The organism is Candidatus Rokuibacteriota bacterium, from assembly GCA_016188005.1.
GTDB lineage: Bacteria > Methylomirabilota > Methylomirabilia > Rokubacteriales > CSP1-6 > UBA12499.
This window is the reverse complement of sequence record JACPIQ010000008.1, coordinates 271,642-286,704: the sequence shown is the minus strand read 5'-3', so window position 1 is coordinate 286,704 and position 15,063 is coordinate 271,642. Positions and strand designations below refer to the sequence as shown.

Annotated in this window: 15 protein-coding genes; all 15 read left to right on the top strand. The window is 73.1% G+C overall.

The window, feature by feature from the left end; translation table 11 throughout:
• The first annotated feature begins 4 nt into the window (after positions 1–4).
• Genes HYV93_03000 through HYV93_02930 form a run of 15 tightly spaced genes read left to right on the top strand, consistent with a single transcriptional unit; the run spans position 5 to position 15,058 of the window.
• Positions 5–571 carry an OmpH family outer membrane protein gene (locus tag HYV93_03000; protein ID MBI2524928.1) on the top strand — a complete coding sequence of 189 codons (567 nt, stop codon included), beginning with the start codon at positions 5–7 and terminating at the stop codon, positions 569–571.
• Positions 572–1,612, top strand: coding sequence for a UDP-3-O-(3-hydroxymyristoyl)glucosamine N-acyltransferase (lpxD, locus tag HYV93_02995; GenBank protein MBI2524927.1), 1,041 nt, complete (start codon positions 572–574; stop codon positions 1,610–1,612).
• On the top strand, positions 1,609–2,433 hold the full coding sequence (gene lpxA / locus HYV93_02990) for an acyl-ACP--UDP-N-acetylglucosamine O-acyltransferase (GenBank protein MBI2524926.1): 825 nt from the start codon (positions 1,609–1,611) through the stop codon (positions 2,431–2,433). Before lpxD ends, lpxA begins: the two co-directional genes overlap by 4 nt.
• Complete coding sequence (locus tag HYV93_02985; GenBank protein MBI2524925.1) at positions 2,430–3,461, top strand: Gfo/Idh/MocA family oxidoreductase; 1,032 nt, start codon at positions 2,430–2,432, stop codon at positions 3,459–3,461. Before lpxA ends, HYV93_02985 begins: the two co-directional genes overlap by 4 nt.
• Positions 3,440–4,258 (top strand): UDP-2,3-diacylglucosamine diphosphatase LpxI, encoded by an 819-nt coding sequence (gene lpxI / locus HYV93_02980; GenBank protein ID MBI2524924.1) that lies wholly within the window; start codon positions 3,440–3,442, stop codon positions 4,256–4,258. The genes HYV93_02985 and lpxI overlap by 22 nt, the downstream gene beginning before the upstream one ends.
• Positions 4,245–5,405, top strand: coding sequence for a lipid-A-disaccharide synthase (gene lpxB / locus HYV93_02975; GenBank protein ID MBI2524923.1), 1,161 nt, complete (start codon positions 4,245–4,247; stop codon positions 5,403–5,405). Before lpxI ends, lpxB begins: the two co-directional genes overlap by 14 nt.
• On the top strand, positions 5,402–6,055 hold the full coding sequence (locus tag HYV93_02970; protein ID MBI2524922.1) for a lysophospholipid acyltransferase family protein: 654 nt from the start codon (positions 5,402–5,404) through the stop codon (positions 6,053–6,055). The genes lpxB and HYV93_02970 overlap by 4 nt, the downstream gene beginning before the upstream one ends.
• Positions 6,052–7,359 carry a 3-deoxy-D-manno-octulosonic acid transferase gene (locus HYV93_02965; protein ID MBI2524921.1) on the top strand — a complete coding sequence of 436 codons (1,308 nt, stop codon included), beginning with the start codon at positions 6,052–6,054 and terminating at the stop codon, positions 7,357–7,359. Before HYV93_02970 ends, HYV93_02965 begins: the two co-directional genes overlap by 4 nt.
• Complete coding sequence (lpxK, locus tag HYV93_02960; GenBank protein ID MBI2524920.1) at positions 7,352–8,476, top strand: tetraacyldisaccharide 4'-kinase; 1,125 nt, start codon at positions 7,352–7,354, stop codon at positions 8,474–8,476. Before HYV93_02965 ends, lpxK begins: the two co-directional genes overlap by 8 nt.
• Positions 8,477–8,484: 8 nt before the next feature.
• Complete coding sequence (gene waaF / locus HYV93_02955) at positions 8,485–9,483, top strand: lipopolysaccharide heptosyltransferase II (GenBank protein ID MBI2524919.1); 999 nt, start codon at positions 8,485–8,487, stop codon at positions 9,481–9,483.
• Positions 9,480–10,559, top strand: a complete 1,080-nt coding sequence (locus tag HYV93_02950) for a glycosyltransferase (GenBank protein ID MBI2524918.1) — start codon at positions 9,480–9,482, stop codon at positions 10,557–10,559. Before waaF ends, HYV93_02950 begins: the two co-directional genes overlap by 4 nt.
• Positions 10,556–11,686: a glycosyltransferase family 4 protein gene (locus HYV93_02945; GenBank protein MBI2524917.1), complete on the top strand. Its 1,131-nt coding sequence runs from the start codon at positions 10,556–10,558 to the stop codon at positions 11,684–11,686. The genes HYV93_02950 and HYV93_02945 overlap by 4 nt, the downstream gene beginning before the upstream one ends.
• Entirely contained in the window at positions 11,683–12,819 is a 1,137-nt protein-coding gene (locus HYV93_02940) for a glycosyltransferase family 4 protein (GenBank protein ID MBI2524916.1), read from the top strand. The genes HYV93_02945 and HYV93_02940 overlap by 4 nt, the downstream gene beginning before the upstream one ends.
• The gene (locus HYV93_02935; GenBank protein ID MBI2524915.1) at positions 12,816–13,946 is read left to right on the top strand and encodes a glycosyltransferase; all 1,131 of its coding nucleotides are present in this window, start codon (positions 12,816–12,818) and stop codon (positions 13,944–13,946) included. The genes HYV93_02940 and HYV93_02935 overlap by 4 nt, the downstream gene beginning before the upstream one ends.
• The gene (locus HYV93_02930; protein ID MBI2524914.1) at positions 13,943–15,058 is read left to right on the top strand and encodes a glycosyltransferase family 4 protein; all 1,116 of its coding nucleotides are present in this window, start codon (positions 13,943–13,945) and stop codon (positions 15,056–15,058) included. Before HYV93_02935 ends, HYV93_02930 begins: the two co-directional genes overlap by 4 nt.
• Positions 15,059–15,063: the final 5 nt, after the last annotated feature.

Below are 15,063 nucleotides of genomic sequence, written 5' to 3'. Positions count from 1 at the left end.
GCAGATGCGCACGGTCTTGAAGGGTTTCCTGCCGCTCTGGGTGCTGACGGGGGGCTGGCTTGCTGGCGCGTGGTGGGGCGCGACTCCCGGGCTCGCGCAGTCCGCGCCGGCCGCGCGCGTGGCCTTCGTGGACGTGCAGCGCGTGCTCGCCCGGTCGTCAGCCGGCGTGGCCGCGCGGGAGCAGCTGGAGCGGGAGAAGGCGGCGATGCAGAAGCAGGTGGACGCCCACCGCGGAGAGCTCGAGAAGCTCCGCGACGGGCTGGAGAAGAAGGGGCAGCTCCTCTCCGGGGAGGTCCGCAAGGAGAAGCAGGACACGCTCGAGCGCAAGGTCCGGGACGTGCGCCGGCTCGTGGACGATCTCCAGAAGGAGCTACAGAAGAAGGATCAGGACCTCTCGGCGAGGGTGCTCAGGGAGATCACGGCGGCAGTGCACCGGTTCGGCAAAGAGAAGGGGTACGCCATGATCGTCGACGCGCGGGGCGCGGCGGTGATCTACGGCGCCCCCGAGGCGGACCTCACCGAGGAGATCATCCGCGTCTTCGACGAAGAGTCGAGGAAGGTCAGGAAGTAGATGGCTCAGGGCGGCCCCTTCACGCTCGGTCAGCTCGCCGAGGCGCTCGGCGCCACCCTGGAGGGCAATCCGGCGCTTGCAGTTCGGGGCGTGGCCCCGCTGGAGAGCGCCGGCCCCGATGAGGTGTCGTTCCTCGTGGGTCCACGCTACCAGCGGCTGGCCGCGGCGAGCCGGGCGGCCGCGGTGGTGGCCCCCGCAGAGGCGGCGGGTCTTCCCGGGGCGGTGCTCCGAGTGGCCTCCGCCCAGGCTGCGCTGATCACCCTCCTGCGCCTCTTCCACCCCGAGCCCCCGCATGTCCCGGGCATCCATCGGCTGGCGCTGGTGGCAGAGGGGGCGCAGGTCGATCCGAGCGCGGCCGTGGGCCCCTTCGCGGTGGTCGAGACCGGGGCCCGGGTGGGCCGCCGGACCCGGATCGGGGCACTCGCCTTCCTGGGAGCCGGCGCGCGCGTGGGCGACGACGTGGTCCTCTACCCGCGAGTGGTGATCCGTGACGGGGTCCAGGTGGGCGACCGCGTGATCATCCACCCCGGCGCCGTGATCGGGGCCGATGGATTCGGCTATGCCTTCGACGGTACCGGCCACCAGAAGATTCCTCAGGTGGGCGGCGTGCGCATCGAGGACGACGTGGAGATCGGCGCCAACTCCACCGTCGACCGCGGGACCCTGGGCGACACGGTGATCGGGCGCGGGAGCAAGGTTGACAATCTGGTCCAGGTCGGCCACAACTGCGATGTCGGGGAAGACGTGATCCTGGTAGCCCAGGTGGGGATCTCGGGCTCCTGCCGCATCGGCCGCCGCGCCGTTCTCGCGGGCCAGGTCGGGATCGCCGACCACGTCACGGTCGGAGACGGCGCAATCCTGACCGGCCAGTCCGGCGTGCCGAGCGACATCCCTGCGGGCGAGGTGTGGAGCGGGACGCCAAGTCGTCCCAGCGCCGAGACCAGGCGCATCTGGGCCGCCGAGCGCATGCTGCCCGACCTCGTGCGCCGGCTCCGCGGTGTTGAGAAGCGGCTGGCGGAGCTGGAGCGGGGGCACGCGTGATCCACCCGGCGGCTCACGTGGACCCCCGGGCCTGCCTGGGGTCCGGCGTGCGCGTGGGGCCTGGAACGGTGATCGGGCCAGAGGTCGAGGTAGGGGACGACACGGAGATCGGCGCGCATGCGGTGCTGGAGGGCCGCGTGCGCATCGGCGCCCGCTGCCGCGTCGGCCACGGCGCCATCCTGGGGGCTGCGCCCCAGGACCTCAAGTACCGGCCGGGCCTCCCGGTGGGAGTCTCGGTGGGCGACGGCACGGTGATCCGGGAGTACGTCACGATCCACCACGCGACCCGGGAGGGGCACGACACGCGCATCGGGTCGCACTGTCTCCTCATGGCGAGCTGTCACGTGGCCCACGACTGTGTCATCGGTGACCACGTCATCATCATCAACGCCGCGGGGCTCACGGGCCACGTCACGGTGGAGGACCGGGCCACCGTCGGGGGGCTCTCCGGGGTCCACCCCTTCACCCGGCTGGGGACGTTCGCCTATGTCGGTGGCTGCTCCAAGGTGACGCAGGATGTGCCGCCTTTCATCGTGGCCGACGGCGTTCCCGCCGTCGCGCGCACCGTCAACGTGGTGGGCATGCGCCGCGGCGGGCTGGACGCCGGCGCACGCCGCCAGGCGCAGGAGGCCTTCCGGATCCTGTACCGCTCGGGGCTCGCGACGGCTGCGGCGGCGGCCCGTCTCAAGGCGGAGATGGGTGACCGGCCGGTGGTGGCCAGGATGCTGGAGTTCATCGAGGGCTCCCGGCGCGGCATCGTGGCGGGTCCGGCCCGGAGCGCGGCGGCGGGCGGCGGCGGGGACGAGGAGGCAACGGCGTGAGGCCGGTCGTCGAGCCGAAGATCCGCGCGGGCGTGGTGGGCGCCGGGCACATGGGGCAGTACCACATCCTGGCCTTCATGGAGCTGTGGGAGGCCGAGCTGGCGGGAATTGTGGACGTCGACAGGGAGCGCGCCCGGCAGCTGGCCGCCAGCTACGGCACGCGCGCCTTCCAGGACCACCGCGAGCTGCGGGGCCTCGTGGACGTGGCGACCGTGGCCGTTCCCACACATCGCCACTTCGAGGTCACCCGCGATCTCCTAGAGGCGGGGATCCACGTCCTCGTCGAGAAGCCCATGACCACCACGCTCGAGGAGGCCAAGGAGCTCTTCCGGGTCGCGCGGCACCACGGGAGCGTGCTCCACGTTGGGCACGTGGAGCGCTTCAACGGCGCCGTGCAGGAGCTCCGCAAGATCGTCGAGCGGCCGATCCTGATCGAGTCACGGCGTCTGGGCCCCTTCGCCCCGCGCGTGCAGAACGACTCGGTGGTCATGGACCTCATGATCCACGACATCGACATCGTCCTGGGGCTGGTGGACGGCGAGCCCCGCAAGGTGACGGCGGTGGGCTCGTCGGTGGTCTCCGGGCTGGCGGATGTGGCCAACGTGCAAGTGGTCTTCGACTCGGGCACCATGGCCACCATCACGGCCAGCCGCGCCACGGAGGAGAAGATCCGGACCCTCGCCATCACGCAGCCTGACGCCTACATCACGCTCGACTACCTGGACCAGGACATCCAGATCCACCGGCGGGCGGCGCAGGAGTACAGCGTGAACCGCGAGGCGATCCGCTATCGGCAGGCGTCGTTCGTCGAGCATCTCTTCGTCCACAAGGACAACCCCTTGAAGCTGGAGCTGCGCCACCTCATCTCGACGGCCCGAGCCGCCCAGGCCACGGGGCGCGCGGAGCTGGCCGAGGCGGAGGACCTGCGCTCCCTGGCCGTGGCGCTGGAGGTCGAGCGGATGATCCGCGAGGGTCGGGGAGAAACCGCCTGGCCGGAGGATCTTCCGTGGAGCGCTGCCTCGGCGTGATGGCCGGGGCCGGGGTGCTCCCCGGCTGCGCGGCCGCCGAAGCCCGCCGGCAGGGATGGCGCATCGTGGCCTTCGCCTTCGATGATGCCCCCGGTCTCGCCGAGTTCGCCGACCGGGTTGTGTCCTGCCGCCTCACGGATATCCGGTCGGTCCTCGCCGAGGTCGCGGCGCAGCGGATCGAGGCCGCGCTGTTCGTGGGGAAGTTCTGGAAGCAGTCCGCTCTCTCGCAAGTCCGTGGGGCTGATGATGCGGGCCGGCGCCTGGCAGACCGCGGGCTCTCCGACGCGGCCCTGGCCGAGATGGTCGTCGCCACGCTGGGGGCCATGGGGGTGCAGGTCCTCGATCAACGCCTCTTCCTGGGGCCGCTGCTGTTCACGGCCGACGTGCTCGCCGGCCGCATCCCCTCCGGGGAGCAGTGGGAGGAGGTCCGCGCCGGGTGGCGGCTCGCCCGGAGCCTCGCTGCGCAGGGGATCGGCCAAACCCTGGTCCGCTCCCGCGGGGTGACCGTGGCCGTGGAGGCTGCCGAAGGCACCGACGAGACCATCAGACGGGGAACCGCGCTGGCAGGACCCGGCGCCGTCGTGGTCAAGGCGGTGGCCCCGGACCACGATTACCGCTTCGACATCCCGACCATCGGACCTGCGACGCTGGAGGTCATGGCGGCGGGCGGCGCCGCCGTGCTGGCCGTGGCGCGGGGGAAGGTGCTCCTCGTTGAGCGGGAGACGGCGATCCGGCTCGCGGAGAGGGCGAGCATCGCCCTCGTCGGCATCGATGAGGGGCAGGATGACCTGGCCTGACACCGGGGCGATCATGCTGTCGGCGGGAGAAGCCTCGGGGGACTTGCACGGCGGCACGCTCTGCCTGGCGCTGCGCGAACTGGCGCCGGGACTACGCCTCTTCGGGATGGGCGGGGCCCGGATGGCTGCGGCCGGCGTGCAACTGATCGCCGATCCCACGCGGCGTGCCGTCGTGGGGGCCACCGAGGCGGTGAGCCGGCTGCCCGAGCTCTACGGCGCCTACCGCGCCCTCGTGCGCCGGCTCAGACGCGAGCGCCCGCGCGCGCTGGTCCTCATCGATTTCCCCGAGTTCAACCTGCGGCTCGCGCGCCAGGCCCGCCGGGCGGGGGTTCCGGTCGTCTACTTCATCCCGCCGCAGCTCTGGGCGTGGCGCCGCGGGCGGCTGCGGCTCATGGCCAGGCTTTCGAGTCGCGTCCTCGCGGTCTTCCCATTCGAGCGGGCGCTCTACGAGGGGGCCGGCATTGCCGTCGAGTTCGTCGGCCACCCGCTGCTCGACGTGCTCCCGCTGGGACTGGGGCGCGAGGAGGCGCGCAGGCGGCTCGGGCTGGGCGGGCAGGTGCCAGTGGTGGGGATCCTTCCCGGGAGCCGGCGAGAGGAGATCGCCCGGCTCCTCCCGCCGATGCTCGGGGCCGCGCGCCACCTGGCGGCTGCCGACAGCTCGCGCCGCTTCCTCCTGGGACTGGCGCCCGCCGTGGACCGACAGCTCCTGGACCGAGCGCTCGGAGCCCGGGCGCCAGGGTCGCCGCCGATCGAGGTGGTCGAGGGACGTACCCACGAGATCATGGCAGCCGCCGATGCGCTGCTGGTGGCTTCGGGGACAGCCACGCTCGAAGCGGCGCTCCTCGGGGGGCCCATGGTGGTCTGCTACCGGGTGTCGCGCCTCACCGCAGCCCTCTCCCGCCTCCTGATCCGCGTCCAGTGGATCAGCCTCCCGAACATCGTCTCCGGACGCAGTGTGGTCCCCGAGATCCTGCAGCAGGCCGTCTCCGGCGAGCGGCTCGCGGCCGAGGCCCAACGGCTGCTGGCGGATCCTGAGGCCGCCGCGGCCCAGCGCCTGGCCTTTGCCGAGCTCAGGGACAGGCTCGGCGAGCCCGGCGTTGGCCGGCGGGCGGCGCTGGCCGTGCTGCGAGCGGCGGGCGGATCATGAGGGGGCCGGCCCGGCTGATGCTGGCGCTGGGTCCGGCGCTCGGCGCGGCGGCCGTGCGGCTCCTCGCGCAAACGCTGACGATCCGGCGCGAGGAGAGCTCCATGGAGCCCCTGTGGAACCGGCGCGATCCGCTGGTCTTCGCCGTCTGGCATTCGCGGGTGCTCCTGCTGCCGCACCTCTATCACGGGCGGCGACTGCGGGTGCTCGTGAGCCGCTCCCGGGACGGGGAGATCCTGGCGCGCTTCCTGGCGCGCTTCGGGCTCAGCGCTGCGAGGGGCTCGTCGAGCCGCGGTGGCGCCGGGGCGCTCCGGGAACTCGTGCGCGCACTGCAAGAAGGGTGGAGCGTAGTGATCGTGCCTGATGGCCCCAAGGGGCCCCCCGAGATCGTCAAGCCCGGGATCGTGACGCTGGCGGCGCTGAGCGGCGCCGCCGTCGTTCCGCTGGCGGTGGCGACCTCGTCGGAGTGGCGCCTGGCCTCGTGGGACGAGTTCCGGATTCCCCGTCCCTTCTCCCGGTGCGTGGTGCGCTTCGGGGAACCCATCCGCGTCCCGCGCCGGGGCGGACGGGAGGCGCAGGAGGCCGCGCGCAAGGAGATCGAGGCCGCCCTTCGCGCGGTGAGCTGGCGCGCCGACGAGGAGGCTGCCGCGTGATCCACGCCCTCTACTCGGTGGCGTTGTCGGCGGCGCTCCTGGGTTACGCGCCCGTGCTCTTGGCCCGACGCCTCGCGGGCCGCGGCCACCCGGCCCATCTCGGTGAGCGCCTGGGGAGTATCGGGCGGGGGCTTCCGCCTGAGCCCCGCTGCTGGATCCATGCGGTGTCCGTGGGCGAGTCGGTCACCGCGATTCCGCTGGTGGAGGGCATCCGGCGGCGCTGGCCCGAGCTGGCGGTGGTGCTCACCACCGTGACGCCCACCGGCGCACGGATCGTGGAGGGTCGGCTCGCGACGCTGGCGACGCACCGCTACTTCCCGCTGGACCTGCCCGGGCCCGTGGGCCGCGCGCTCCGGGGCGTCCGTCCGTGCTTCTTCATCGGCATGGAGACCGAGCTCTGGCCCAACTTCTTCCGCGCGCTGGGGCGTCGCGGGGTGCCGGGCATGATCGCCAACGGGCGGATCTCGGATCGCTCCTTCCGCCGCTACCGGAGAGTGCGCGTCGTCATGCGCAGGGTCCTCGCGCAGATCTCGATCTTCGCCATGCAGTCCCAGGAGGACGCACGGCGGATCATCGCGCTGGGGGCGCCACCTGAACGCGTCGTGGTCACCGGGAGCCTCAAGGCCGACCAGGAGCCCGAGGACCCCGGCGCGCGGGATCTGTGGGAGCGACTCCTGGGTCTTGCCCCCGGGGAGCGCGTCTGGATCGCCGGCAGCACGCATCCTGGCGAGGAGGAGACCGTTGCCGAGGCGTTCCAGCGGCTCTCGGCGGCCTTCCCGGAGCTGACCCTGCTGCTGGCGCCCCGCCACCCAGAGCGCGTGCCCGAAGTGGAGCGTCTCCTGGCGTCCCGCGGGCTCGTGACGGTTCGCCGGAGCCAGCTGCCGCGGAAGCGGGGACGCCGGGCAGTGATCGTGCTCGACACCGTCGGAGAGCTGGCGCAGCTCTACCGCGTGGCGGAGTTGGTCTTCGTCGGTGGAAGCCTGGTGCCGAGGGGCGGGCACAACATGCTCGAGCCGGCACTCCGGATGAAGCCGGTGCTCTTCGGACCTCACACGGGCAACTTCCGCGAGAGCGCCGAGCTCCTCACGACGGCGGGCGGCGCCCTGGTGGTGCGTGACGGGGCCGAGCTGGAGCGCGCGGCGCAGAGCCTCCTCGACGATCCTGGGCTTGCCAAGAGCATGGGGGAGGCGGCCTTCCAGGCGGTGGTGGGCCGGCAGGGCGCGGTGCAGGCGACCCTCGATCTGATCGCCCGGTACCTGTACCCGAAGCCTTCCGCCCAGGTGCCGGCGGCGCGTCATGAGTGAGGCGCGGGCCAGGCGCAGCGACCCGGAGAGCTGGCTCCTGCGCGCCTGGGAGGAGGGCACGCATCCCGTCCTGGCTGCGGGGCTGGGCGGGCTCGCCGTGGGCTACCGCTGCGCGCTCGCTGCTCGCGAGCGCCTCTACGATCTGGGCGTTCTCCGCACCGGACGCTTGCCATGCCCCGTGATCTCCATCGGTAACCTGACAGTGGGCGGGAGCGGGAAGACCCCCCTGGTGGAGCTGGCGGCCCTGACTCTCGCAGAGCTGGGGGCCCGGCCCGCTGTCGTGAGCCGCGGCTACCGCCGCGACACCCGCGGGGTGCAGGTGGTGGCCGACCGCGCGGGGATCCGGCTCGGCCCGCGGGCGGCGGGGGACGAGCCGGTGCTCCTTGCCGAGCGGCTTCCGGGCATGCCCGTGGTGGTGGGCGAGAACCGCTACGAGGCGGGGCGGCTCGCGCTGGAGGCGCTGGGCGCCTCGGTCATCGTCCTGGATGACGCCTTCCAGAACCGGACCATCGCGAAGGACGTGGAGGTGGTGGCGGTGAGCGCCAGGGCTCCGTGGGGGAATGGCCGGCTCTTCCCCGCGGGACCGCTGCGCGAGCCGCTGGGGGCGCTGAGGCGGGCGCACCTGGTCGTCGTCACCAACGGAGGTCGGCGCATGACGGCATCCGGCATCCCGCGAATGCTGGAACGCCACGGCTGCACGGCGCCGGTCGTCGGGGGCGGCTACGAGGTCGTGGGCGTGCGCGACACCGGCGGGGGCGAGCGGCTCCCGCCGCATGTGGTGCAGGGGCGCCGGCTGCTCGGCTTCGCGGGGCTGGCCTCGCCCCGCAGCTTCCGAGAGACTCTCGCCTGCCTCGGCGTAGCACTGGCCGGCTTCGTCGAGTTCCAGGATCACCACTGGTACGCGGCGGAGGATCTCTCCGCGCTGGTGCGGCAGGCCGATGTCGCCGGCGCCGAGGGCCTCATCACGACCGAGAAGGACTGGGTCCGCCTCAGAGGGCTGCCCCCGCCGCCGCGGCCTGTGTGGGTCTTGAGCGTCAGAATGGTGCTGGACCCGGGTCACGCGGCATGGCACGAGGTGCTGGGGCGAGCGCTAGGCGGCTCTGTCGCGGCGAGCTAGATCGCGTCATGGGCCCGGTCATCGTGGTGCGCGCTCCGAACTGGCTTGGCGATACCGTCATGGCGCTGCCCGCCCTCTCCGCCCTGCGGGTCGGGGAGCCCCGGGCGCGCATCGCCATCGTGGGCCGCTGGGCTCGGCTCCTCGCCGGCCAGGGCGTCGCGGACCTGCTGCTCGACTACCCCGGCCACTGGGTGGACCGCCGTCGCTTCGCGCGGGCCCTTGGTGATGAGCCCGCGGATCTGGCGCTCCTGCTGCCCAACTCCTTCGAGTCAGCGCTCGCGGCGCGGCGCTGGCGCGCGCGCCGCAGGGTCGGTTTCGCCGGCGATGGGCGTGGCCCGTTGCTCACCGACGCGCTCCCGCTGCCGGCGCCGCGCCTCCACCAGGTGGACGAGTATCGGTTGCTGGTGCGGGCGGCCGGCGTGGACACTCCCGGCGAGTGGCCGACGTGGCGCCTGGCCCCGCGGGCCCCGGCCGAGGCCGAAGTGGACAGCCTGCTCGCCGAGGCGGGGCTCCGGGGCCGGGCGCGGCTCGTGGGATTGCATCCCGGCGCTGCTGGCGGAGGGGCGAAGCGATGGGCGGGGTCCTCGTATGCTGCCCTGGCCGATGCGCTGGCTGACGGCGGCTTCGCGCCCCTCTTGCTCGGCGCCCCGGCCGACCTTGCCGCCGGGCAGGAGATCGCCTCCTCGGCGCGCTCCCGCCCGCCGTCGCTGGCAGGGCGCGACCGGGCGGAGCTCCTGCCCCATCTCCTCTCGCGGCTCTGCTGCCTGGTCAGCGGCGACACAGGCGTGGCGCACCTCGGGGCGGCCCTGGGTGTGCCCACGGTGACGCTCTTCGGCCCCACCGACCCGCGGCGCACCGCGCCGCGCTCGCCGCAGGCCCGGATCGTCAGCCCGGGCGCGCCCTGCGCTCCGTGCTTTCGCTCCGAGTGCCCCATCGACCACCCCTGCATGCGGGCGATCACGGTGGCCGATGTGGAGCAGCGCGTGCGCGAGGCGATCGCTTCGTGAACACCGTGCTGCACACGGAGGCCTCGCGCGGCCTTGGCGGGCAGGAGCTCCGGACCCTCGACGAGGCCGAGGCCACAGTGGGGCGGGGGTGGCGGGTGCTCCTCGCCTGCCAGCCGGAGAGCCACCTCCACCAGCACGCGCGGATGCGGGGCCTGCAGGCCGTCGCGGTGGGGATGCGCGGGGCATGGGATCTCCCGGCCGTCCTCAGGCTCGCGGCGCTGATCCGCCGGGAGGATGTCGGCATCGTCCACACCCACAGCTCCATCGACGGGTGGGTCGCCGGGATGGCGGCGCGCCTGGCCCGGGTGCCCGTGGTGCGGACCCGGCACGTGTCCATCCCCATCCGCCGCGGGCTGAATCCCGTGTACCAGTGGCTGGCCGATCGCGTGATCACCAGCGGGGAGGCGGTCCGGGCCGTGGTGATCGCGGCGGGCGTGGCGCCCGACAGGGTGATCGCCATTCCGGCCGGGGTGAGGCTCGAGGACTTCGAGGGGCTCCAGGGGGGCGAAGAGGCGGCGAGGTCGCTCGGGCTCTCTCGTCCGGTCATCGGCTCGGTCGCCATGTTCAGGGGCTCGAAGGGCCACCACGTCCTGCTCGAGGCCTTCTGTCTTGTCCGCGGGAAGCATCCGACGGCGCGCCTCCTCCTGGTAGGCGATGGAGGGCGCCGCGCCTGGGTGGAATCACTGGCGAAGGCGCGCGGCCTGGGTGACTCGGTCCTCTTCACCGGGTTCCGCCGCGATGTGCCCCCGCTGCTCGCGGCCATGGACTGCTTCGTGCTGGCCTCGACGCGCACCGAGGGCGTGCCCCAGTCCCTTCTCCAGGCCTTCGCGGCGGGGACCCCCGTCGTGGGCAGCGCCGTTGGGGGGGTCCCCGAGCTGATCCGGGACGGCGTCACCGGGCTCCTGGCTCCCCCCGGGGATGCTCCGGCGCTGGCCCGCGCAGTCGAGGCCGTGCTGGCCGACCCCGGGGCCGCTGCGGCGCGCGCGCGCGCCGGGCGGGCCCTGGTGGGAGAGCGTTTCTCGCGGGATACCTCCATCTCGCGGCTGCTTGGCCTGTACGAAGAAGTGCTGGCATGAGCGCATCCCGGCGGGTGACGGTGCTCCAGCTCTGCGCCAACCGCTGGTGGACGGGGAGCGCCGACCCGGTGATCCGCCTGGTGAAGGGGCTCGAGGGTCGTGGCCATCGGGCGCTCCTGGCGCTCATCCCGGGCGACCGCTTCGAGGCCAAGGCCCGCGAGGCGGGGATCGAGCCTCTGATCGGGCTGTCCCTCGAGGCGAGGTTCCGTCCGGCGGCGATGGTCGGCGACGTGTTGCGCCTCCGGCGACTGGTGCGGCGGGAGCAGGTCGACGTGGTTCACGTCCACCACTCCCACGATCACTGGCTCGGGCTGCTGAGTCGCGGGAGGGCGGTGCTGGTGAGGACATTCCACAACCAGCGGGCGGTGGGACGGCCGTGGCCCTCGACGTGGCTGTACCGGCAGAGCGATGCCCTGATCGCCGTGAGCCGTCAGATCGAGGAGCACTGCCGGCACCTCGCCCTGGACCCCGCGCGCGTCTTCCGCGTGGGGGGGGTGGTGGACCTGGCGCGCTTCGCCGCGGGCGCGGACGGCAAGGCGGTGCGCGCGGAGCTCGGCCTCGGCACGGCTCCCGTGATCGGATCCGTGGCCCGGCTGGCCCACGACCGCGGACACGAGCTCCTGATCCTGGGCTTCCAGCGGCTGCTCGCGGACTACCCCGAGGCGCGGCTGCTGCTCGTGGGGAAGGGGGAGGCACGGCCGAGGCTCGAGGCGCTGGTTCGCGAGCGCGGCCTCGGCTCCCGGGTCCTGTTCGCCGGCTACCGTGACGCCGATCTTCCGGCCGTCCTCCGGGCCCTCGACGTGTTCGCGCTGATGGCGGCGGGCTCGGACGAGTCCTGCCGGGCTGCGCTCGAGGCGATGGCGGCAGGCTGCCCCGTGATCGCCAGGCGGCTCGGCGCCCTGCCGGAGGCGATCGTGCACGGGAGCACCGGTTTGCTGGTGGACGACGAGCGTCCCGAGTCGGTGGCGGCGGCGCTGCGCGCGGTCGTGGCGGAGCCTGCGCGCGCCCGCGCCATGGGAGAGGCGGGGCGGCGCCGCGCCGAGGAGTCGTTCAGCCCCGCGCGGCACGCCGCCGATGTGGAAGCAATCTATCTCGGGCTCCTCTCGCGGCGGGCGCCGTCGCCGTGAGAGTGCTGCAGCTCCTGTCCTGTCGGGGCTGGTCCTCGGACGCCTACTGGGCCGCGCGCATCACCGCCGAGCTCCTGCGGGCGGGGCATGAGGTGACACTAGTCTGCCGTCGCGGCACGGAGGCCCGGGTCATCGAGCGCGCGCGCCGGCTCGGGGCGAGCCGCATCGAGACGCTGCCCTTCGCCGGAGGCGTGAGCCCGGTCGACGATCTGAGGGACCTGCGGGGCGTGCTGGACGGGTTGCGCCGCGCCGATGTCGTCCACGTTCATCGCGGCAAGGAGCACTGGGTGGCGGCCCTCGCGAACCGCATCTCGCCCACTCCTCGCCCCCTGGTCAGGACCCGGCACATCGTCCAACCGATCCGCCCGCATGCCCTCAACCGCTGGCTCTACCGGGAGGCCACCGACCTCGTCGTGACGGTGACCGGCGCCATCCGCAGCCAGTACCTTGCCGCGGGGCTGGCGGCCCCGGAGCGCGTGGTGGCGCTGCCGGGCGGGGTGGACCACGAGCGCTTCCGCCCCGACGTGGACGGGCGCCCGTGGCGTCGCTCGCTGGGACTGGCGGAGGACAGGCCGCTGATCGGGCTCCTGGGTGGCTTTCGCGTCATGAAGGGGCATGAGGTGGCGGTGGCCGCGGCGGCGCGGCTCGCTGCCGAGGGGCGAGGGTTCCAGCTGGCCTTCGTGGGTCAAGGGGCGATGGAGCCCGCGGTCCGCGCGGCGGTGGAGCGGGCGGGGCTCGGCGACCGCGTGTCCTTCCGCGGCGACGAGCCGAGCCCCGAGACCGCCATGGCGGCCTTCGACGTGGCGCTCTACGTACCGCTCGAGTCGGACGGCATGTCCCGCGTCCTCTTCGAGTACCTGGCCGCGGGCAGGCCCGTCGTCGCCACCCGCGTCGGCGTCGTCCCCGAGGTCCTCTCGGACGGGACCACGGGGCTGCTGGTGCCAGCGGGGGAGCCCCTGCCCCTGGCGTGTGCCGTCGGGCGGCTCGTCGACGACGCCCGGCTCCGGGCCAGGCTCGGCGGGGCCGGCCGGGCCCTGTGCCAGTCGCGCTTCTCAGGCGCCGGCATCGCGCGTGAGCTGTCGGCCCTGTATGCCGGGCTCTGCGGGCGCGGGAGGGATGGGACCCCGCGGTGAAGCTCTCCGTTCTCTGCTTCGACGTGTCGAGCAATGCGGCCGGCCGCGCTCACCTGCTCGCTCGCCTCCTCTCCCCGCGCCACGACGTCCACGTGGTGGGCCTTCGTGGCCACTCGGGGATCTGGCCGCCGATCGCCGACGACGGCATCCGGTACGCGACCCTGCCGGCGAGCCGGCTCCCACGGTTCGCCGGCTCCATCCCCGCGCTGCTGCGGCTGGCCGACGGCGATGTCCTGTACGCCTCGAAGCCCCGGCTCCCCAGCGCGGGGATCGGCTATCTCAAGCGCCTGACGACGCGCAGGCCGCTGCTCCTGGACATCGACGACTGGGAGCTGGGCTTCTTCCTCCGCGGTGGCGCCTGGGGAACCGTCGGGCGCGCCTTCAATCTTGCCAACCCCACGGGACTCGGGTGGACCTGGTTCATGGAGCGCCTGCATTCCGTGGCCGACGGGATCACGGTTGCCTCCCGCTTCCTCCAGGAGCGCTTCGGGGGCCTCCTGCTCCCACACGTGAGGGACACGGAGGCCTGGCGGCCTGGCGGCGCGGACCCTGGTCCGGCGCGCGAGCGACTGGGAGTGGGAGACCAGCGGCTGGTGATGTTCCTCGGCACGCCGCGGGAGTACAAGGGCGTCGAGGATCTCTGCGAGGCCGGGGCCCGGCTCGGGCGGAAGGACATCGTGCTGGCGCTGGTCGGCACGGAGCCGTCCAGCGATATGGGCCAGCGGCTGCGTGCGAGATACCCGGAGGTGCGGCTCGCCGGCCTCGTCCCGTTCCGGGAAGTGCCCGCCTACCTGGCTGCCGCCGACGTCGTGGCTGTACCCCAGCGCGAGAGCAGCGACACCCGCGGGCAGGTGCCGGCCAAGATCTTCGACGCCATGGCACTCGGGCGTGCCGTGGTCTCCACGCGCGTCTCGATGATCCCGGAGATCCTCGAGGGCTGCGGCCTCCTCGTCGCCCCGGGAGACGTGGACGGGCTCGGGGCGGCCATCGCCTATCTCGCGGACCACCCGGACGAAGCGGGGGCCCTCGGCGCCCGGGCCCGTGCTCGCTGCGTCGAGCGCTACAGCTTCGAGGCGGCGCGCCGCCTGCTGTTTCCTCTGGTGGAGCGGGTGGCCGGCTCCCGATGAGACTGGCCCTCATCTGCCGCCCCTTCGTCTTTTACGGCGGGGTGGAGACGGCAACCGCGGGCCTCCTGGGCGAGCTCGTCCGCCAGGGGCATCAGGTGGACCTCATCACGACCCGGGGGCAGCCCCCTGTGCCAGGCGTCACCGTACGGGAGCTCGCCGTGCCGTCGCAACCCTCTCTCGCCAGGCTCCTGGTCTTCGGCATCGCCGCTCGCTGGGCGGCGCGGGGCGGCCGCTACGATGTCGTCCAGGGTCACGAGCGCTGTCCGGGTCAGGACATCTACCGCGCCGGAGAGGGGACGCACCAGGGCTACCTGGCGGCCATGGGCCGGCGCCGGGCCAAGGTGAATCCGTATCATAGGACGGTCATGCTAATGGAAAAACAGATCTTTTCCCTCCGCTGGGCCCGGGAGATCGTGGCCATCTCTCATGCGGGCAAGTCGGAGATCGAGCGGCTCTACGCCACACCCCCCGCGAAAGTGACCGTGGTCTACAACGGCGTGGACCTCGACCGCTTCCACCCCGGGAACCGGGAGCGGCTGGGGCCTCCGACTCGCGCTGAGCTGGCCCTCAGTTCCGGGGCGTGGACCGTCCTCTTCGTCGGCTCGGGGTTCGAGCGGAAAGGCCTCGGGCCGCTCCTCGAAGGACTGGGCCTGATGGAGGACACGAAAGCCCGGCTCGTGGTGGCGGGCAAAGGGTCCACCGAGCGATACAGGAGCCTCTCTGCCCGGCTGGGGATCTTGGACCGGGTCGTCTGGGTCGGGCCGCGGGCCGACGTGGAGCGGCTGTACGCGCTGGCCGATGTGGTGGCGCTGCCGGCGCGCTATGAGCCTTTTGGCAATGTCCACCTGGAGGCCCTTGCTTCCGGAGTGCCCGTGCTCTCCAGCGCCGCTGCGGGGGGGGCCGAGCTGATCCGTGACGGCGACAACGGTGTGGTGGCGGCCGAAGTCACCGGGCGCGTCATCGGGAGGCTGCTCGACCGGCTCCGCGAGTCGAATCCCGAGAGACTGCGCGAGCGGGCAAGGGCGACGGCATGTGGTTTCACCCATGCCGCGCAGGTCGAGGCGTTCACGCGGCTTTATCGTCGCCTGTCCAGAAACATGGCTTTTCATTGATGATT

What these genes read in the sequence shown, in the direction of transcription:
- HYV93_03000 (MBI2524928.1), top strand. Translation starts at nt 5, where the DNA reads ATGCGCACGGTCTTGAAGGGTTTCCTGCCGCTCTGGGTGCTGACGGGG.
- lpxD (MBI2524927.1), top strand. Translation starts at nt 572, where the DNA reads ATGGCTCAGGGCGGCCCCTTCACGCTCGGTCAGCTCGCCGAGGCGCTC.
- lpxB (MBI2524923.1), top strand. Translation starts at nt 4,245, where the DNA reads ATGACCTGGCCTGACACCGGGGCGATCATGCTGTCGGCGGGAGAAGCC.
- HYV93_02970 (MBI2524922.1), top strand. Translation starts at nt 5,402, where the DNA reads ATGAGGGGGCCGGCCCGGCTGATGCTGGCGCTGGGTCCGGCGCTCGGC.
- lpxK (MBI2524920.1), top strand. Translation starts at nt 7,352, where the DNA reads ATGAGTGAGGCGCGGGCCAGGCGCAGCGACCCGGAGAGCTGGCTCCTG.
- waaF (MBI2524919.1), top strand. Translation starts at nt 8,485, where the DNA reads ATGGGCCCGGTCATCGTGGTGCGCGCTCCGAACTGGCTTGGCGATACC.
- HYV93_02945 (MBI2524917.1), top strand. Translation starts at nt 10,556, where the DNA reads ATGAGCGCATCCCGGCGGGTGACGGTGCTCCAGCTCTGCGCCAACCGC.
- HYV93_02930 (MBI2524914.1), top strand. Translation starts at nt 13,943, where the DNA reads ATGAGACTGGCCCTCATCTGCCGCCCCTTCGTCTTTTACGGCGGGGTG.